This window comes from Alloalcanivorax gelatiniphagus (assembly GCF_005938655.1).
Classification (GTDB): Bacteria; Pseudomonadota; Gammaproteobacteria; order Pseudomonadales; family Alcanivoracaceae; genus Alloalcanivorax; species Alloalcanivorax gelatiniphagus.
Map to the genome: position 1 here is coordinate 1 of NZ_VCQT01000034.1, position 17,425 is coordinate 17,425.

20 protein-coding genes are annotated in these 17,425 nt (G+C 59.8%); 8 read left to right on the forward strand and 12 right to left on the reverse strand.

The features are described 5' to 3' along the window. The 4 genes from FGS76_RS10680 to FGS76_RS10695 form a co-directional block, all read left to right on the forward strand. On the forward strand, positions 1-1,696 hold a 1,696-nt coding region (locus FGS76_RS10680; RefSeq protein WP_138772631.1), incomplete at its 5' end, for an FAD-dependent monooxygenase. A gap of 13 nt (positions 1,697-1,709) precedes the next feature. After that, positions 1,710-2,981, forward strand: a complete 1,272-nt coding sequence (locus tag FGS76_RS10685; RefSeq protein WP_138772632.1) for a 2-oxo acid dehydrogenase subunit E2 — start codon at positions 1,710-1,712, stop codon at positions 2,979-2,981. A 53-nt stretch (positions 2,982-3,034) separates the two neighbouring features. Beyond that, positions 3,035-3,997, forward strand: a complete 963-nt coding sequence (locus FGS76_RS10690) for a fumarylacetoacetate hydrolase family protein (RefSeq protein WP_138772633.1) — start codon at positions 3,035-3,037, stop codon at positions 3,995-3,997. Positions 3,998-4,012: 15 nt separating this feature from the next. Beyond that, positions 4,013-4,516 carry a DUF2505 domain-containing protein gene (locus tag FGS76_RS10695; protein ID WP_138772634.1) on the forward strand — a complete coding sequence of 168 codons (504 nt, stop codon included), beginning with the start codon at positions 4,013-4,015 and terminating at the stop codon, positions 4,514-4,516. 39 nt (positions 4,517-4,555) lie between these two features. Here the strand turns inward: FGS76_RS10695 and FGS76_RS10700 are convergent, their stop codons facing one another. After that, complete coding sequence (locus FGS76_RS10700) at positions 4,556-5,254, reverse strand: Crp/Fnr family transcriptional regulator (protein ID WP_138772635.1); 699 nt, start codon at positions 5,252-5,254, stop codon at positions 4,556-4,558. Positions 5,255-5,389: 135 nt separating this feature from the next. On the opposite strand from FGS76_RS10700, the gene FGS76_RS10705 reads away from it, so the two are divergent. Genes FGS76_RS10705 through FGS76_RS10715 form a run of 3 tightly spaced genes read left to right on the forward strand, consistent with a single transcriptional unit; the run spans position 5,390 to position 8,179 of the window. Continuing rightward, entirely contained in the window at positions 5,390-6,178 is a 789-nt protein-coding gene (locus FGS76_RS10705; protein ID WP_138772636.1) for an SDR family oxidoreductase, read from the forward strand. 47 nt (positions 6,179-6,225) lie between these two features. Further along, the gene (locus FGS76_RS10710) at positions 6,226-7,833 is read left to right on the forward strand and encodes a phytoene desaturase family protein (RefSeq protein ID WP_138772637.1); all 1,608 of its coding nucleotides are present in this window, start codon (positions 6,226-6,228) and stop codon (positions 7,831-7,833) included. 34 nt (positions 7,834-7,867) lie between these two features. Next, positions 7,868-8,179, forward strand: coding sequence for an EthD family reductase (locus FGS76_RS10715; protein ID WP_170214455.1), 312 nt, complete (start codon positions 7,868-7,870; stop codon positions 8,177-8,179). 102 nt (positions 8,180-8,281) lie between these two features. Here FGS76_RS10715 and FGS76_RS10720 read toward each other — a convergent pair whose 3' ends face one another. Further along, positions 8,282-9,397: a Fic family protein gene (locus FGS76_RS10720; protein ID WP_138772639.1), complete on the reverse strand. Its 1,116-nt coding sequence runs from the start codon at positions 9,395-9,397 to the stop codon at positions 8,282-8,284. A gap of 78 nt (positions 9,398-9,475) precedes the next feature. Here FGS76_RS10720 and FGS76_RS19895 point away from each other — a divergent pair, with 78 nt between their 5' ends. Then, positions 9,476-9,670, forward strand: a complete 195-nt coding sequence (locus tag FGS76_RS19895; protein WP_138772640.1) for a type II toxin -antitoxin system TacA 1-like antitoxin — start codon at positions 9,476-9,478, stop codon at positions 9,668-9,670. Between the two features lie 223 nt (positions 9,671-9,893). Here FGS76_RS19895 and FGS76_RS10730 read toward each other — a convergent pair whose 3' ends face one another. The 10 genes from FGS76_RS10730 to FGS76_RS10775 form a co-directional block, all read right to left on the reverse strand. Then, positions 9,894-11,003 carry a helix-turn-helix domain-containing protein gene (locus FGS76_RS10730; protein WP_138772641.1) on the reverse strand — a complete coding sequence of 370 codons (1,110 nt, stop codon included), beginning with the start codon at positions 11,001-11,003 and terminating at the stop codon, positions 9,894-9,896. 6 nt (positions 11,004-11,009) lie between these two features. Next, on the reverse strand, positions 11,010-11,651 hold the full coding sequence (locus FGS76_RS10735; RefSeq protein WP_138772642.1) for a hypothetical protein: 642 nt from the start codon (positions 11,649-11,651) through the stop codon (positions 11,010-11,012). Between the two features lie 250 nt (positions 11,652-11,901). Next, a complete protein-coding gene (locus FGS76_RS10740) occupies positions 11,902-12,114 on the reverse strand; it encodes a hypothetical protein (RefSeq protein WP_138772643.1) in 213 nt (70 codons plus the stop codon). A gap of 34 nt (positions 12,115-12,148) precedes the next feature. Next, complete coding sequence (locus FGS76_RS10745) at positions 12,149-13,084, reverse strand: nucleotidyl transferase AbiEii/AbiGii toxin family protein (RefSeq protein WP_138772644.1); 936 nt, start codon at positions 13,082-13,084, stop codon at positions 12,149-12,151. After that, the gene (locus FGS76_RS10750; RefSeq protein ID WP_138772645.1) at positions 13,074-13,850 is read right to left on the reverse strand and encodes a type IV toxin-antitoxin system AbiEi family antitoxin domain-containing protein; all 777 of its coding nucleotides are present in this window, start codon (positions 13,848-13,850) and stop codon (positions 13,074-13,076) included. Before FGS76_RS10750 ends, FGS76_RS10745 begins: the two co-directional genes overlap by 11 nt. 160 nt (positions 13,851-14,010) lie before the next feature. Further along, the gene (locus FGS76_RS10755; RefSeq protein ID WP_138772646.1) at positions 14,011-14,847 is read right to left on the reverse strand and encodes an HNH endonuclease; all 837 of its coding nucleotides are present in this window, start codon (positions 14,845-14,847) and stop codon (positions 14,011-14,013) included. A 271-nt stretch (positions 14,848-15,118) separates the two neighbouring features. Then, positions 15,119-15,436, reverse strand: coding sequence for a HigA family addiction module antitoxin (locus FGS76_RS10760; protein ID WP_138772647.1), 318 nt, complete (start codon positions 15,434-15,436; stop codon positions 15,119-15,121). 19 nt (positions 15,437-15,455) lie between these two features. Continuing rightward, complete coding sequence (locus tag FGS76_RS10765) at positions 15,456-15,746, reverse strand: type II toxin-antitoxin system RelE/ParE family toxin (protein WP_138772648.1); 291 nt, start codon at positions 15,744-15,746, stop codon at positions 15,456-15,458. Between the two features lie 243 nt (positions 15,747-15,989). Next, entirely contained in the window at positions 15,990-16,283 is a 294-nt protein-coding gene (locus tag FGS76_RS10770; RefSeq protein WP_138772649.1) for a SymE family type I addiction module toxin, read from the reverse strand. A 110-nt stretch (positions 16,284-16,393) separates the two neighbouring features. Next, the gene (locus FGS76_RS10775; RefSeq protein WP_138772650.1) at positions 16,394-17,392 is read right to left on the reverse strand and encodes a hypothetical protein; all 999 of its coding nucleotides are present in this window, start codon (positions 17,390-17,392) and stop codon (positions 16,394-16,396) included. Between the last annotated feature and the right edge of the window lie 33 nt (positions 17,393-17,425).

The window sequence follows — 17,425 nt, forward strand, 5'->3', positions numbered from 1 at the left end:
CTCCTTCGAAATCTGGTCCCAGTATTCGCCGGCCCTGGCCGACGAGATCATGGCCCTGTGCCCCACCGAGGACGAGATCGGCGATATCACCTGGTGCACCAGCCTGCTGGGGAAAAAACTGGGCAGCATCGATCTGCTGGCGGACAAGGACCGAGTGGAACGGGTGCAAGGCTTCGGCCCCTATCGCATCGCCCATGTGGGCCAGCATCTTCTTATGCCGATCCTGTGGCGGGCGGTGGATTCGGAACCGCTGATCACCTTCCACCGGGACCATAAGCTCAAGGGTTTCCAGAACCAGGGCGACGGCGTCACCGTGGAAGTGACCGGCCCCGACGGCCAGACCACCGCCATCGACAGCCGCTGGCTGATCGGCGCGGACGGCGCCAACAGCGACGTGCGCGACCAGCTTGGCATCCACATGGACGGGCCGGTACTCGCCAACATGGCCAGCATCTTCTTCAAAATGAAGCTGGACGAGGTTTACCCGGCGCCGCGCCCCCTGCTCAGCTGGATCTATAACCCGAAATTCTGCGGCGTGCTGATCAAGCACGACGACGATGACTATATTCTGATGACGCCCTTCATCAGCGCCGAACAGAAAATCGCCAAAGGCGATAGCCGCTACTGGGAAAAGATCATCCCCGCGGCCATCGGCACCCACAAAGTCCCGTTCCAGATTCATACCCATGGCCAGTGGTCGATGACCGCGCAGCTCGCCTCGACCTTCGGGCGGGGCAGAACGCTGCTGGTCGGCGATGTCGCCCACCGCTTTCCGCACACCGGCGGCTTCGGCCTCAACAGTGGTGTCCAGGACGCCCACAACGTGGCCTGGAAACTGGCGGCGGTGCTGGAAGAACGCGCCACCCCGGAACTGCTGGCCACCTATGAGGCGGAACGCAAACCGGTGATCCAACGCTTCGCCGACCAGAGCGTGGGCAACCACTTCACCCTGGATAACGTGACGCGCCATGTGGGGCTGCGTAACCAGAACCTGATGGCCATGACCAAACGCTTCGCCGCCCGCCCAATCAACCGGCTGCCGAGGATCGCCCATGGCCAACTGGCGGACACCCTGATGCGCCTGGCCTTGATGCCCACCGGCCTGCTGGAAAACCGCACCTTTGTCGGGCGCCGGTTGCGCGCCACCCTGGGCCGGGAAATCCCCGGGCAGATGGCGCACTTTATCTCCACCGGCCTGGAGTACGGCTTCGCCTATTCCGCCGGGCTGGTACAGGGGGAGAGCACGCCACAACCGATGATCGAGGACGGCGTCACCGACTACCGCCCCACCACCTGGCCGGGCAGCCGCCTGCCCCATGCGATGGTGGACCACCAGGGCCGGCCCACGCCGATCCATGACCTGATCGACCGGCGTGCCTTCACCCTGGTCACCGCCGACCCGGACGGCTGGCGCGACGCCCTGGCCGCCCTTCCCGAACCGATCCAGATGGGCCTGACCCTGGTGGCCCTGGCCACGCCGGACCCGGCGGATCGCCAGGCGGCCCTGGATCTGTTTGAGGTGGGCGAACAGGGCGCGGTGCTGGTCCGCCCCGACCAGCACGTGGCCTGGCGTACCCGGGAGCCGGCGTCCACGGCGGCGGCCACCCTGGTGGACGTGGCCAACGGCCTGTTTGCCCCCTATGGACGCCAGCCGGCCGCGCGCAAGCCAGCCCACGCCGAGCCCGAAACCCATTAACGGAACCACTGGCATGTCATCGACCCCCATCGACATCGCGGTGCCGGACATCGGCGACTACCAGGACGTTACGGTGGTGGACATCCTGGTGGCACCCGGCGAAACGGTGACCGCCGACCAGTCCGTGCTGGTGCTGGAAACCGACAAGGCCGCCCTGGAAGTGCCCGCCGGCAGAAACGGCGTGATCGAAACCCTGGCCGTCAAAGTGGGCGACACCCTCAGCCAGGGTGACGTCTTCTGCACGCTGGAGCCCAATGTCTCGGACGAGGAAACCCGCGCCGAGCCCGAGCCGACGCAGGCAGCGCCCCCTGAACAGACCCCGGCGCCGGTCGCCCACGGGCCGGCGGCCACGGCGCCCCTCGGCATGCCGCCTGCCGGGGACGATCCGACGTCCGTTAATGCCGGGCCGGCGGTGCGTAAGCAGGCCCGGCTACTGGGCGTGGATCTGTCCCGGGTGACCGGCACCGGCAAGGGCGGCCGCGTGCTCAAGGAGGACGTGGAAGCCTACGTCCGCGACGCGCTCGCCAACCACACCGGGAAACCGGAACCCCAAGCCGGCATCCCGGCCATTCCCGACATCGACTTCAGCCAGTTCGGCGAGATCAAGCGGCAACCCCTGCAGCGCATCCAACGGCTTTCCTCGGCGCACCTGCACCGCGCCTGGCTGAACGTGCCCCATGTGACGCAGTTTGAATCCGCCGACATCACCGACCTGGACGCCTTCCGCAAAAGCGCCGGCGAAGAACAGGGCATCAAGCTCACCCTGCTGCCGTTTCTGATCAAGGCGGTCACCCAAACGCTGGCCGAGTTCCCAAGGTTCAACGCCTCCCTGGCCGCCAACGGCGAACACCTGATTCTCAAGAAGTACCGGCACATCGGCTTCGCGGCGGATACCGACGCGGGCCTGGTGGTGCCCGTGGTCCGCGACGCCGACCGCAAAAGCGTGCGTGAACTGGCCGACGAATGCGCCGCCCTGGCCGGCAAGGCCCGGGACGGCAAGCTCGCGGCGGACGACATGAAAGGCGGCTGTTTCACCATCTCCTCCCTGGGTGGCCTCGGCATCCGTGGTGCCTTCACCCCCATCGTCAACGCGCCGGAAGTCGCCATTCTCGGCATCTCCCGGGCTACCGTTCAGCCGGTCTGGAATGGCCGGGAGTTTTCGCCGCGGCTGGTGTTGCCGCTGTCCCTGTCCTACGACCACCGCGTTATCGACGGCGCCCTCGGCGCACGCTTCCTGCTGCATCTGGTAAAGCAGCTGGAAAACCTCAGCCAGCTATTGCTGTAACCCCCATTAACCCGACCCGAAAACAGCACCCGACTCGAAAACGGAGACAGACCATGGCCCTTCACCTCGTTCGCTTCGAACACCAGGACCGCACCCGCTGGGGCCTGGTACAGGACGACCACATCACGCCCCTGGATATTCCCTGCGGCACCACCGGCGAGCTGCTGTCTCTCGGCTACGCCGGCGTCCGGCAAGCCCCCACCGCCGACGAAACTCTGGACATGGACAGCGTCACCCTGATCTCGCCGATCACCGAATCCGCCAAGGTGCTCTGCCAGGGGGCCAACTACCGTGAGCACATGATCGACTCCGGCATGAACCCGGACGCCAAAGCGTTCAATCTTTTCTTCACCAAATCCAGCGCCTCGATCACCGGGCCCACCGGCCACATCATCAAGCCCGGCCACGTCAAACTGCTGGACTACGAAGTGGAGCTGGTGCTGGTGCTCGGCAAGCACACCAACGGCCCGGTCACCGTTACCGCCGACAACTTGCACGACTATGTGGCCGGCATCTGCATCGGCAACGACGTCTCCGCGCGGGACGTGCAGCTCCCGCAAATGCAATTTCATAAAGGAAAAAGCTACCGGACCTTCTGCCCCCTGGGCCCGATACTCTGCCTGCTGGACAAGGACGAAATGCACTACCTGGAACAGATGCAACTGACCCTGAGCGTCAACGGCCAGGTGCGCCAGAACGACAACACCGCCGCCCAGGTGTTCAAGGCCCCGGAAACCCTGACCGAATACGCCCAGATCGCCGACTTCGCCCCCGGCGACGTACTGATGACCGGCACCCCCAGCGGCTGCGCCCTCGGCGTGCCGCCGGCCCCGGTGGTTAAGCTCTCCGCCCTGTTGCCGGAGGCAAAAAAATGGGCCATGTTCGTCAAGATGCAGCAACGCCGACCGGAATATCTGAAGGCCGGCGACCGCATGGAAACCACCATCGTCAGCAGCGATGGCCGCATCGACCTGGGCAAACAACAACATGTCATCAAAGGCGGCACGCCCCAATAACAACAAGAGAACTTCATGACATTCAATGAACAGAACCAGTATCCGTTCCCCGCGGACACCGTTATCCAGGTGTTCGCCGACAAGGACTACTTCCTGGAAAAATACCGGCTCAGCGGCGCCAGCAATATTCAACTGCTGGAAGACACCCGCGACGCTGACCACAGCCGTATCGTGACCCAACGGGATGTGGACATTGATATCAACGTCCCCGCCTTCGCCCGCAAGTTCGTGCCCGACGTGGTCACCCTGATCCAGACCGACGCCTGGGATCGGAGGCGCAAAACCGGCCAATTGGACATCCGCTTCAAGGGCGTGCCCGCCGAGGTCCACTGCGACATGACCCTGACAGGCCACGACCACCAATCCACCCTGGACCTGAACTTCTCGGTCCGCGTCGGCGTCCCCATGATCGGCGACAAGCTCGCCAGCGTGCTGGCCCGGGATCTGAAAACCAAGTTCCAACGGGACGCCCGGCACGCGGAGCAGGTGATGGGACAGATCGCGGAGCGCTACCGGTAGAGCGCCCGACAGCCGGGGAGAGAATGGCGGTGGAGCTGGTTAAATACGGCCGGCCGGGTTGTTCGATTCCAGATGATTGGCATGGTCCAACAAGCGTGCCAAATCGCTGATTTCGATGGACTTATAGCCTTGCTTCAGTAACCCCAACCCTTCCAGCCTGGCCAGCGCGGCATTGATGCTCTGCCGGGTGCTGCCCATCATTTGCGCCAGGTCCTCCTGAGAAACGCTGAGATGCGGGGACGGACGCTGCGCGCGCGAGCCGAACCCATGTGCCAGCAACCATAGCCGCCGGGCCAACCGGTGCTGGAGAGCCCCCGGTTCGGCGATCACCTGATAGGCCACCCGAAGCTTGTTGATGCTCAGGCGCGCGATGTCCCGCCAATACTGTGGGTTCTGGTCCAGCCACTGGGTGAAGGGTTGCAGCGGCACACAAAGAATCCGGGATTCAACGTCGGCGACCGCGTCGTGAACATAGGGACCGGAATCGATCAGAGAGATGTCACCAAACCAGTGACAAGGCTCCAGATAAGCCAGCAAGGACGTCGTGCCATTTTGCAATGAGCTGCATATCCTGACCGCCCCTTCCACAACGCAGAACAGAGCCTGCTGGGCGAGCTGGCCATCCCGGTATAACACCTCTCCCGGGCCCAATCGTTGCAGCCTGGCACTGCGCAGCAGGCCCTGTTTCAGCTCCAGCGCGCAGGAGGAAAACCACTCATCCGTGTCCAGGGTGGTCATCAACGAACCGGTATCGGAGAGGGGGGTTCATGCAGCAGGTCCGAATTTCAAGTTTTTGACAGATTGCCATCTTGGCGATGCATATCCTAGTCCGCGCCAACAACAAAACGCGATCCACCTAGCGGGAGTAACGGAATGCTGAACCAGAATGAGTTCCTCGGTAAAAACGTCTTTGTCGCCGGCGGCACCAGCGGCATCAATCTTGGAATTGCGAAGGCCTTTGCCGCGGCAGGCGCCCGTGTTTCGGTGTTCAGCCGCTCACCGGAACGGGTCGAAAACGCGCTCGCCAGCCTGCGCGAGCTGGGCGCAGAAGCCATCGGCTTCACCGGCGATGTCCGCGACACGGAAAGTGTCGAGCGCGCCCTGGCCGGCACCTACGAGGCCTTCGGCAGCATTGACGTGCTTTGCTCCGGCGCCGCCGGCAACTTTGTCGCACCGGCGGCGGGCATGTCGGTGAACGGCTTCAAGAGCGTGGTGGATATCGACCTGCTCGGCAGTTTCCACGTATTGCGCGAGGCCTACCAATACCTCACCAAGCCGGGCGCCTCGATCATTAATATTTCCGCCCCGCAGGCCTCCACCGCCACGCCCATGCAAGCCCATGTCTGCGCGGCCAAGGCCGGCGTCGACATGCTCACCCGCGTTCTCGCCATGGAGTGGGGCCCGGAAGGCATCCGCGTCAACTCCATCGTCCCCGGCCCCATCGACGGCACGGAAGGCATGGCCCGCCTGACGCCGACCCAGGAATCCCGTGATGCGGTGATTCGCAACCTGCCGCTGCGCCGCTATGGCGACCTCAACTCGGTGGCCAAGGTCGCCGTCATGCTCAGCTCCTCGGTCTGCGACTACGTCACCGGCGTTGTTCTGCCCGTGGACGGTGGCGCCTCCCTGGCGGGCCCCGGCCTCTTCGGACCCTCCGCCTGAGTACAGGCTTCGTACCCCGTCCAATCCACCCAACGAGGGCGACAATAATGAAAAGCAGCACTGAAACAAGCTACAAGCGCGCGCTGGCGAACGGCGACCTCGACACCCAATTCGATGCCATTGTGGTCGGCTCGGGCGCCGGCGGCCTTACCGCCGCGGCACTGATGGCACTCGACGGCAAGAAGGTACTGGTGCTTGAGCGCCACGCGGTCATCGGCGGATGCCTGCAGGTATTCAAACGCCCCGGGTTCGAATGGGACGTGGGCCTGCATTACATAGGCGAGGTTCATCGCCCCGGGACGCTGCAGAGCCTGTTCAACAAGGTCACGCGCGGCGAGCTGAAGTGGCAGAAGATGCCCGAGGTCTACAACAAGATTGCGATTGGCGATGAGGTGTTCGAATACCACGCCGGCAGCGCCGCCTTCCGCGAGCGGATGAAGCAATACTTCCCCGAAGAGGCCGACGCCATCGACCGCTACATCGAGCTGGTCAACGAAGCGAGCCGGCCCGCCGGTGAATTCCTGGCCGTCCGGGCGATGCCGGGACCGATTGCGGACCAAGCCTTCGACCAGATCGCGCCGCGCTTCATGCCCCTGGCCGAAAAAACCACACTGGAAGTGCTCCGCTCCATCACCAGCAACGAGAAGCTGATCGCCGTGCTCTGCGGTCACTTCGGTGACTACGCCAGCCTGCCGAGTGTGGCCTCCTTCTCGGTGCACGCCGCCGTTATTCGCCACTACCTGGATGGTGCCAGCTATCCCATTGGCGGCGCCCAGGTCATCGCCGACCAGATGTCGGAAACCGTTCGCCAGGCCGGCGGCATGGTACTGGCAGGCGCCGACGTGGTTGAGGTGGTCGAACACAACGGCACGGTGGTCGGCGTACGGATGGCCGGCGGCGAAGTGCTCGAAGCGCTACGGGTCATCAGCGGTATCGGCATCCGGCAGACCCTGAGCATGCTCAAAAGCGAACGCCCGGATGTGGCCAAGGTAAACGCCAAGGCTCAGTCCATGCCCAGTACGCTACCGGCGGTGGTGCTCAACCTGGGCCTCAACGCCAGCAACGCGGATCTGGATGTCGGACCCGCCAACATCTGGATCCACCAAAGCGCCCATCAGACCGAAGACTGGCAGCACTATATCCAGGACTCGTCGAACCGCCGGATGCCGCTGCATTTTATCTCGCAGCCTTCCGCAAAAGACCCCACCTGGCCCGAGCGCTACCCGGACCGCACCACCATGGATATCTGCAGCTTCACCGACTGGAACCTTTGGAAGCCATTCCAGGGCACCCAGTGGAAGCACCGTGGCGACGAGTACGAAGCACTCAAAGCGCGGCTCACCGAGGAAATGCTCCAGCAGGTCTACCGGTTCTACCCCAAGGCCGAAGGCCATGTCGCCCACGCCGAACTGGCCACGCCACTGAGCTTCAACGACTTCCTGGGCCGCACCCGTGGCGACTTCATGTCGTTCGCCCCCACCCCCGAGCGCTACGAGCAACGCTGGACCCGTGCATTCAGCCCGGTGAAAGGCCTGCTCTTCACCGGCCAGGATGTGGCCATGGGCGGCGTCAGCGGCGCCATGATCGGCCGGCTGCTGGCCGCCTCCGCGGCACTGGGCCGCGACCTGTTCCGCGAACTTAACATGCCGGCCTGACACCCTTGCACGGACGCCCCCAATGGAGGAAAACATGATCAGAGTGACCGTATCCTACCCGCCCCACGAAGCGTTCCAATTCGACCACGGGTACTACCAAAACACCCACGCCCGCCTGATCCGCGACCGCCTCGGCCCGCATGGGTTGGTCAAGCTGGAAATCGATCAAGCCCTGCCCGGCGGCAGCGAAAACCCACCCGCCAGCATCGCGGCGGCGCACATGTTCTTCGACGACCTCGGCAGCTTCCAAGCGGCGATGGCCGCCGAAGGCAAGGCGCTCAGCGCCGACCGCACCAACTACACCGACATTATCCCGGTGGTGGTCATCAGTCAGGTCATTCAGTAATCAACGCCCCGGCTCTGGCGGAGCATCGAAGCCGCCAGGAAGCTCGGCTCCGGCTGGTGCCACTGGGCTTTCCTGGCTGCGGGAAAGCGGCTGCAACGCCAATTACGCCTCCACCTGGAGTTCATAGCGGGTGCTACGTCCCCCGGCCGGCAGGCGGCGTAAACAGCCTTTTTCCAGCAGCTCCGCCAGATCGCGGGTGGCGGTGGCCTTGCTCACTTTGGTCAGGTTTTTGTATTTGCTGGCATTGATACCGTGGAGAAACTCCTCGCCGGCGCCATCCAGCAACCGGTTCAGCACCTTTACCTGACGCTCGTTCAACACGGTCTGCGCGTGCCGCTGCCAGAACCGTGCTTTGATCAGCACCCGATCAATGCGATTCAGCGCCTGCTCCAGGGCCTCCTCCAACACCGACAGAAACCACCCCAGCCAGCCCGTGATGTCCATCTCGCCTTTCTGGGTACGCTCCAAATGCTCATAATAGGCCGGCCGCCGGGCCATGATGGCAGCGCTCAGGGAATAAAACCGGATGGACTGCCGCTCCGCCTGGGCCAGGGCCAGGTCCGTCACCGCGCGAGTTACACGGCCATTGCCATCGTCGAAGGGATGCAGCGTCACCAGCCAAAGATGGGCGATACCCGCGCGAAGCAGCGGATCGAGCCCTGCCGGTGGATCATTAAACCAACCCAGAAATGCCTCAAGCTCCGGCTCCAGCCGATCCCGGGGCGGCGCTTCGAAATGCACCCGAGGCCGATCCAGACGCCCGGACACCACCTGCATGGTCTGCTCACCGCGTAACTCACCGATCCGAATACGGGAGAACAGCTCCGGGCCCTCGGGAAACAGCGCCGCCTGCCAGCGGCACAATTGGTCCAGCGTCAGCACGCCGTCCGGCTTCCGGGTAGCCTCCACCAGCAGACCCACCAGCGCCTCGGACCGCTCCGTCGCCCGATCCGCCATGCCCGCCCGCTCAAGCCCCAAATGACGGGCAACGGAAGAACGCACCGACCCCACATCCAGATGCTCGCCCTCGATCTCACTGGTGCGGATGGCATTCTGGATCAGCGCGTCCATCTCCACCTCGAGATCCGCCGCCTGCGACTCCGCATCGGTACGCCCGAGCAAGCGCCCCTGCAGCAGGCGCACTCTGTCCAAACACCCGCGCAACGCCGCTTCATCCCAGCGAAAACGGGGCCAATCGGACTGTTCCCAGATCATCATGAGCCGAATAGCACCTCTAATCGAATCAATTAATGAGCCGATTATGGCAATTATTCGGCTCAAGGCCAAGTTAAGGCGGTGCTGTTACGGCGAGCGGCCAACGTCCGTGGCCTGGCTTTAGGGGAGTGTATTCATGACAGCGCCAAGGTGCGGACTCAGCACCTACTCAACCAGAGAACAACCACCCGCGTTAGCAACGACGAGTTCTGTCAGGTGTTGGACGCCATTGAGCCCCCGGCACCCACCAAAGACCTCGTCGGCGCGCTGCGGTAGGCAGCCATTTCAACGTCTGGGAAACAGACCAACCCCGGCACACGAATACACGGTTACTGCTGCTACCTCTGAGCCTGGTGGCGTTCACGGCTTGTAGTTGCGCACGGGGAGGCTGGTAGATGAAGCCGGGACGGGGGAATCGAGAAATCACCACTAGGAAAAGGGAAAGGCAGAAGCTACCGAAGATCCGGCCTCTCCCCGCATTCTTCAGACTGGCTATGGGCTAAATCGCTGTTGGCGGAAAAGGAAGCACATTGCTCGTCAACTGCCATTGGTCATCCGCCAAAACATCCTGTGAGTCCGTAAGAACTCCAACGATATCTCGGGATATTCCTAATCTTTCGAAAACCCCTCCGAAATTCGACCCAAAGGTCTCGCCCAATAGCTGAAAGGCATTCCTAAGCAACTCCGGCTTTTCACGAACAACCGAATCATCGAGTTCCTCACTTCGAGAGCCCTTCTTGCTCAGAGTAATATTGGCCGTGCGATACTGACTGGGAGTTATCAAGTTGGCTTGGCGCAGCCGAAAAACCACTGCCCGCATACTCACACCCCACCTGACCTTGAGCTGCTTGATGCACTGCCAATTAACACGGTTACCGGGTCTATAGCTCGCTAATAGTGCCTCCTGTGGCAGCAAGAAGTAGCTCGCAAATTGATCGGCTTGAGATTCAGTATCCTTGCAGCCGGATTCAACACCTTTATGCATAACCATGTGGCCGAGTTCATGGGCCAGATCGAACCGCAGCCTCGGCGCGCTTTTGGTACTGTTGATAATGATGACCGGTCGCTCTCTATGGACCGACAAAGCATCCACCTTCTCCGATATATCGCCCAGCGACGTTATCACGCCACCAGAGTATTCAATTACCCTCGCAACGCTTTCTATAGGCCCGTTTCCGAGTCCCCAGTATTGTCGACACTTCTTAGCCGCCATGGCGGCGTCACGGCCTGACTCGATTGGCCCGAAATCCGGAAAATTCACCGACGGCAAATCGAGATACTGAGAAAGCACCTCAACAACCTTATGAACCAGGGTTATACGAGCTGTGCACTCTCGCACGGAATACATTGGCACTGAGGACAGTTTCCTAAAATGGCATTCCTCGTCCTTCACTGTATTGCCGACTGGTTTTCCAAAAAACTGAGTGGTGACCCCTAGCTCATAACTAAGAGCCTCCAGTAGATCGGGGGATGGCTTCTTATCGGTTGTCTCAAGCTGACTCAGGTACTGCCGAGTTGTCCCAACTCGTTCTCCTAGCTCTTGTAAAGAAAGGCCCGACGTAAGCCGGGCAATTCGTAAGTTATCTCCAAAAAAGTCGGGAGCATTCATTTATTGTCAGCCTCCAGAATCTTCAATCCCCTCCGAACCGCGACTTTCCGCCTGTTCCTCTCCAGTCTCCGTCTTCGGAGTCCGCCGAACAGTAACAGGGGCAGCCGGCAGTGAAACCGGTTCATAATCTTCAGCAGCCACACCAGCAATAGGAGCAAGCATGCCGTCAATCGGCACCTCACGCTGAGCGACGACCTGGCCATAGTCGGTAAGCCCTACAAACTGAAGGGAGACAACCTCCCCTTCAGGACCTGTTTCCAATGCGTAGGACCAGACCAAATTCGGGATACCTTCTAGATCCTCGAAAAGACCTAACTGCTGAAGCTCAGGATAGGAGACCGCGCGAGAAAGAATATTTTTCTTCGGCTTTCCTGTGGTCCCATGAAACATATTCACAGGCGTGTCGCCGATGGCGAAAATGAACTTCAGGGACCCGTCTATCAATGACAGCCAAGGTAACTCGCTGCGTTCGACAGCCTGTACGATTCTGCCCATTCTCCAAGTATGGGATCTCGTACCGATGCTCCAGCCGTTATCGAATGGCTCTTCCCGCTCGATTACACCGTTGTGCGCCTCGACAAGAAGTCGACCCACAGCGTCGATGCGGTCGTCAGTCAGTTGATCATTGATTTCCGAGGGTTCATGCATCCCGCTTTGCTCCATGCCGGTTACGCACCCAAATTATAGGCAATTTCTATTTCTGTCAACTAACCTGAAAAGTGTCAACCTCTATGGAAATTGTAAACCAGCAATCAGCGGAGCAGCCCCCGCTCATGGGCATGGAAAGCGCCTGAAATCGGTACAGCATTGCTAAAGCATCTCATAGTGCTGCGCACGGCCAACCCAATGGCCATCACCTCCAGGACCTTGCCCGGCAAGGTAAGACGCCGTGACGTCCTCACCCACGAACGCCTTGATGGCGTAGGGAATCAAACGCCATCAGTGTGATGAACTCCACCTCGTCGGCGTGCTCACGGCGCAGCAATTGAATACTGCGGTAGCCGGGCACCTGCTTGGCTTCGATGCCGGGGAAGATTTCTTCTTTGAGTAGTGCTTCGTAGCGGTCGGCGTTGGCGTGGGTGGTCCAGCCGTGCCAGATGCGTTTGATCATGGTGCTCTCCTCAACCGGGGGCCCGACGGAATCATTATGGCTCCACGGTACTGGCTGACAAGAGACGGAGCACCTCCTCCAGACGGGCCACCGCCGCCGCCCGTTTCTCCGGAGTCATCGCATTGATATTGCGAAGTTTCCACTGCACAGCGGGCAGCGATTCGGCTTTCGGTACCGGACACCGTTGCCAATCGGGCTCGCCGCGTTTGAAGGAAAGGAGGAACTCAATGTCTGCGTCGGTAAGGTGGGCAGCCAGGGCTTTGAGTAAGGCATCACCAACAGCTTGCAGCGTCACGGCGGAGACGGCCTCCCGGCTCATGCCGGCAAACTCATCGGCGTGTACCTGAGCCAGGGCCTTCCAGCGAGGAGCGAGCAGCTCCGCCATCGGCCGGGGGTGGCTCATCAGATAGACCAGAAAGCCCTCGAAGAGCGACCGGTCAATGCCTTCGTTTTCCAGTAACAGGTGAACATCGAAAAGATCACGGGGGTGCTGGCGATCCAGGGCCGCACACAGCTTGCCGCCATACAAATCCGGCAGCGCCAGCACCGACGCTGATGCGAAACCGAACTGATCTTCCACGGCCTCGCTGACGTCACGTTCTTCCGGGACGTGCAACGAGCCACGGACGACCGGGTTCACCTCCACTTTGACCTGAACCCGCCCCTGACGAACGATCAGCTTGAGATCGTCATCCCCTCGGTTGTGTTGAAGGCAGCTAACCCCGGGCAATTGGGTTTTGATGCGCCCTTGTATCCGGGTCAGGGCCTCCCGGGAGCGTCGCAGAGCGTCGTCGCGCCCGTGGTCCGGCAGGTACGCCAGGTCAATGTCCACGGACAGCCGCGGCATATCGCGGACGAAGAGATTAATGGCTGTGCCGCCCTTCAGGGCAAAGTCTTTCTCTTCCGCCACGAGCGGCAGAACCCGCAGCAGCAGCCGCACCTGATCCGCATAGCGTGCATCAAACGTCATCCCCCCACTCCCTGGGTATCGTTACCTGAAGGTCCCTGTCCAGCCGCCCGCCCGGATACAACTGGCGCTTACCCGCGCCCAAGTTGATACGCCCCGTGTCCAGGCGCCGATACCAAGCATGACCGTGATGGCGGGCCAGCAACAAGAAAGCCCGCTTCACTTTGACCGAGCGACACGCCTCCAGCAATACCTGCAACCGGCGGGGGCGCAGCGTCACCAGCCCGCCGAACGTCTCCGACACCAGACTGCCAAAGAACGCCTCGCCGGACAGCGCATAGAACCACTCCAACGCCGCGCGCTCTGGCGTCGCCGCCTGGATATCGAAATCCCGCCCCGGCGGCGTATAAGGCTGGATACTGTCCGCAGGCGCCCGGTCGAACAACGCGTACTGCTGATAGCTCACCCTCACATCCCAGTCGTACCCGGCGAACCAGCGCGGCAGCCGCCGGCCGGGCTCACCCCAGAGAGTGAGCGCTTCCTCACCAAAGCGCAGGAAATGGCTACCTTCACTGAGCTCCAGCGCCGACAACCCGCCCAACCAGAACGCAGGCCCCTCCCCCAGCGGCTGCTGCAAGCCGTACAGCCCTCCCTGCCAATTCACCTTGTCACCTGCCCGCCGGTAGGCGCCGTGCCCCACGCGCGCCAACCAGCCCTCCCGCGCCCAACGCCCGGCGGCCACGCTGGAGACACCATGCGCCGTCAGCCAGGGCTGGGAGAGGACCGCACCAGCGGGCCATTGCTGGAGGAGCTGGTTTACATTTTTCACTGATATGAACCCATGAAGAACATATTAAGCCATAAATTAAACCATCGGCAGTTTAATTTATAGTCCAAAATATCCCATAAATGCACATATCGGCTTATTTTTTAAACTAACCGCAGGGATTTCACCGGAGATGCAGAGCAACGACCGTGCCCTGCCTCGTTCAATATCCAGCCCACAAAGCGGCCTCGGCGGCTTTCGCCACCTCTACCAACTGAGTATTAAAACGCGCGGCATCTTTAGCGTAGTGCGCGCGCCGGTGACAATTGGGGCACAGAGCGATCACGTTCTCTGGGTGATCCGGGCCACCGTCGGCCACACGATGAAGGTGGTGGCATTCCAAATAGGGACCTTGTGAAGAGAAGAACGGCGCCGGCTGGGTACAGCCCTCGCAATAGCCATTGGCACGCGCCAACGCATAGCGGCGAATGGCCTCGGCCCGGTAGTAGGCAACTCGCATTCGAGTCTGTGGCTCGGCGGTACTAACGGCCTTCGGAAGCGCCGCCTCTCGAAGCTGCGTCAGCGAATAGCGCTTCAGCCTATTTGTATCACCCGGGTCGTAGAGCGGCCGCGCCTCCCGCACCAACGTGGAAGGAGGCGACGAATTCACATCGAGACGAAAGACCAAGGCCTGACGCAGCTCGCCATCCCGATCAGGTCGCTCTTCTTGGTGGTAACCAATACAGTCCGCCTGCCCAACATAGCGGACGTAACCACGGCGCGTGTATTCGAAGAGGTGCAGCGCTTTGCCATCTTGCTGATGGTGGGCAATGGCCCGATTGCCGCCGGCGAGCGCCATGTCCCCGACTTGCCCCGCCCCGGTGTAGAAGAATACGCCGTCTTTAAATTCATCGGTATAACCGTGCCGCCCACCGGTCTCTGAGACGAACAGGAACACATAGGGTGCGTTCTTTGGCGTGGAGATACCGCCTTGCTGCTGCCCGCCATACACTTCATGGATCTGCGAACGGCGGTGATATTCTTTCCCCACTTCAAACACTGCGCTTCCCCGAGCCGACAGGCCTAACTAGACGCTGAGGCCAGAGCCAGAGCGTCAACGACTATTGTTCGTCAGGGATCATAGCGGGTATGTGCTCTTGGTTGCAGCCCCGCAAAAGGAAGAAAGCAATGAATAAATCTATGGGTACGGAAAACAGGAAAGCCTTAAAACGGCCGTAAAGCGAGGCGGGTCTCTGAGCGACCCTTCACTAGCGCATAAGGGAAGTAGGCCACGAAGCGGCCCGCCTCCTCCGTTCAGGCCTATACAAACTTCAAGCAGCAACCAATGGGCGGGCCACATCGAGCTTAGCCGCCAGTATCTCGCTATGCTTGGCCAGCCACATGTCGTTGAGTAGCTGCAAGTTGAGCCAGAACTCCGGCGTGGTCCCCAGTACTTTGGCAAGCAGGAAAGCCGTTTCGGCGGTGACGCCGCGGCGGTTACCACAGAGCTCGTTAACTGTTTTCCGGCCCACGCCCATTGCCTTAGCGAGCTCGCCTTGGGTAACCCCCAGGGGTTCAAGAAACTCTTCTTTGAGCATCAAACCAACACTCGTGGGTTGATGCGCCGGAATTCTCAATGCCTCAGCCATAACGCACCTCATTTTCTCATCAACGGTAGGTGTGTGGGTCCAGATAGAGACCTCGGGCCTCACCGTGGTTCCACTGAAAGACCAGGCGGTATTGCTTGTTCACCCTAATTGAGCACCAACCCTTTAGCTTGCCCTTCAGATGCTCGAACTTATTGCCAAGAGGAACCATAAGATCCTTCTCCTCCTCAGCAGCATGAATGATTTGAAGCTTTCGCCTTAACGCACTCTCTAAGTTGCTAGGAATATGCCGTGTTGGTTGGCCACCAAAGTAATAGTCATCCAGCCATTGGTCTCGAAAGTCACTAATCACAAGAATTGTACCCTGTATCGATACACGCTACAAGCCAGGGCATCCTTTACTCATTGGCCAATCCCTGGCTCCCCAAAGGTTCACAACCTATTGCTTCCAAAGCATTTATTGGCGACGGCATTAAACCCCAATCGCTAGCCCAGCAGAACATACGGGCCAATAAACGCAACCCTCAAAGGGGCCCCAAGAGCACAGCTCAGGGAGGACAGCCGCCGCCCGGCAAGGCGGCGGCGCGGGCGGCGGTCAGGCGCCGGAGGGCTCGGGGGCCGCCGAGATCACCAGGCGGCCTTCGCTGACTTCCACCTCCAGCGGCGTGCCGATGGCGAAACCGGCCTCAGCGAGCCAATAGCCCTTCACGTGGACCCAGGGCACGGGCGGCTTGGGCGGGCGGCTTAGCTGGACGTGGAGCGGGACGCCGTACGAATAGTACTGGCCGGGGTGGACCTTGAGGTGGCGAATATAGGGAAATTCGCGGTTGGATTTGGGGGTTTCGCTTTTACCCACGCGGGCGCGTGGCTTATGATTGCGAGCAGCCATGATGGACTCCTGTTCAGTCTGTTGTGGTTAGCTGCCTTCGGGTGTTGCCGCACCCGGAGGCAGTGCTTTTATTTTATAAATAAATCAAATATCAAACAATCCCCGCCACCTCAAAATAACCCAATACTATTGATGCAGTTAGCAACCAACCCAGCCACCACACTAAAAACCCAAGACGCAACAACTAACCCCCACCTATAAGACATTCGCCTCTTAGCCCTTTTTCTCCTTTTAACGTCTTGCTCTGACAAAACAATAAAAGACCTCAGAGGGAGATACATAGAAAATTCTGACACTCTATATATCCAGTTCAAAAAAAGCACAAGAATCGACAAGACCGCCCCACCCACCAATAACTCTTTAAAGCAACTGGCCACTCCATCTGAAAGATTTCTGCTCGCCGACAAATAACTGGGGATATCTTTATAGAAATCGACACAGAAAAACAATATCGAGAACATCGCCACAAGGGAGCAAATGGTCAACAAAATCACATCCGAATGATCTCTCAACCATCTTTTAATTCCAGAAGTTTTTTCTACAAATGTTTCGCCATGATTTTTCAACAAACTTCCGACATCCGTAGCCCATGTCCGGTTTGTATAATCTATTTTGTACTCAAAAACACCATCAACAAAGCGTCGGCTGCCATTTCTACTATCCCCCTCAGCTATTACAGCCACCTCAATTTCTTGCTTTTTAGGAACTGTTTCAGCTGGGAATTTTATTAAATAAGTAAAATTCAGAACCACCTCAAAAGGATGACAAGAATCGACAGGGCTATAACTTCTAAACTTACTAACATCATTGTGCGTAATCGAGGTTCCATTACTATAATGGACAGTAATAGAGAAATGGACCAAACTCCCCTCGTTTTGCTCACCAACTCGAGTGTTGACCAGATGAAACACATTCTCTATTTCATTAGAGGTTACATCAAAAACGCCATCAACAATCCCTTTTAAAACTTGGGTTTTTCCTAGCAGACCTGATACAAATCCGCCGAACTGTGAAGGCTCACAAGGAAGAACCACATAGTGACCTTCATCCCCTCTCAGAACAGCAGCGGACAATGCAGCAGCATTATCACCTTCGCTTTCTCCAGACATATTCCCAACCCCAAAATGCAACCACAAAACGAT

Bases quoted from the DNA above. Each gene is read 5' to 3' on its own strand.
- FGS76_RS10685 (WP_138772632.1), top strand. From the start codon at position 1,710: ATGTCATCGACCCCCATCGACATCGCGGTGCCGGACATCGGCGACTAC.
- FGS76_RS10690 (WP_138772633.1), top strand. From the start codon at position 3,035: ATGGCCCTTCACCTCGTTCGCTTCGAACACCAGGACCGCACCCGCTGG.
- FGS76_RS10695 (WP_138772634.1), top strand. From the start codon at position 4,013: ATGACATTCAATGAACAGAACCAGTATCCGTTCCCCGCGGACACCGTT.
- FGS76_RS10700 (WP_138772635.1), bottom strand. From the start codon at position 5,254: ATGACCACCCTGGACACGGATGAGTGGTTTTCCTCCTGCGCGCTGGAG.
- FGS76_RS10705 (WP_138772636.1), top strand. From the start codon at position 5,390: ATGCTGAACCAGAATGAGTTCCTCGGTAAAAACGTCTTTGTCGCCGGC.
- FGS76_RS10710 (WP_138772637.1), top strand. From the start codon at position 6,226: ATGAAAAGCAGCACTGAAACAAGCTACAAGCGCGCGCTGGCGAACGGC.
- FGS76_RS10715 (WP_170214455.1), top strand. From the start codon at position 7,868: ATGATCAGAGTGACCGTATCCTACCCGCCCCACGAAGCGTTCCAATTC.
- FGS76_RS10720 (WP_138772639.1), bottom strand. From the start codon at position 9,397: ATGATGATCTGGGAACAGTCCGATTGGCCCCGTTTTCGCTGGGATGAA.
- FGS76_RS10730 (WP_138772641.1), bottom strand. From the start codon at position 11,003: ATGAATGCTCCCGACTTTTTTGGAGATAACTTACGAATTGCCCGGCTT.
- FGS76_RS10735 (WP_138772642.1), bottom strand. From the start codon at position 11,651: ATGCATGAACCCTCGGAAATCAATGATCAACTGACTGACGACCGCATC.
- FGS76_RS10740 (WP_138772643.1), bottom strand. From the start codon at position 12,114: ATGATCAAACGCATCTGGCACGGCTGGACCACCCACGCCAACGCCGAC.
- FGS76_RS10745 (WP_138772644.1), bottom strand. From the start codon at position 13,084: ATGACGTTTGATGCACGCTATGCGGATCAGGTGCGGCTGCTGCTGCGG.
- FGS76_RS10760 (WP_138772647.1), bottom strand. From the start codon at position 15,436: ATGGCTGAGGCATTGAGAATTCCGGCGCATCAACCCACGAGTGTTGGT.
- FGS76_RS10770 (WP_138772649.1), bottom strand. From the start codon at position 16,283: ATGGCTGCTCGCAATCATAAGCCACGCGCCCGCGTGGGTAAAAGCGAA.
- FGS76_RS10775 (WP_138772650.1), bottom strand. From the start codon at position 17,392: ATGTCTGGAGAAAGCGAAGGTGATAATGCTGCTGCATTGTCCGCTGCT.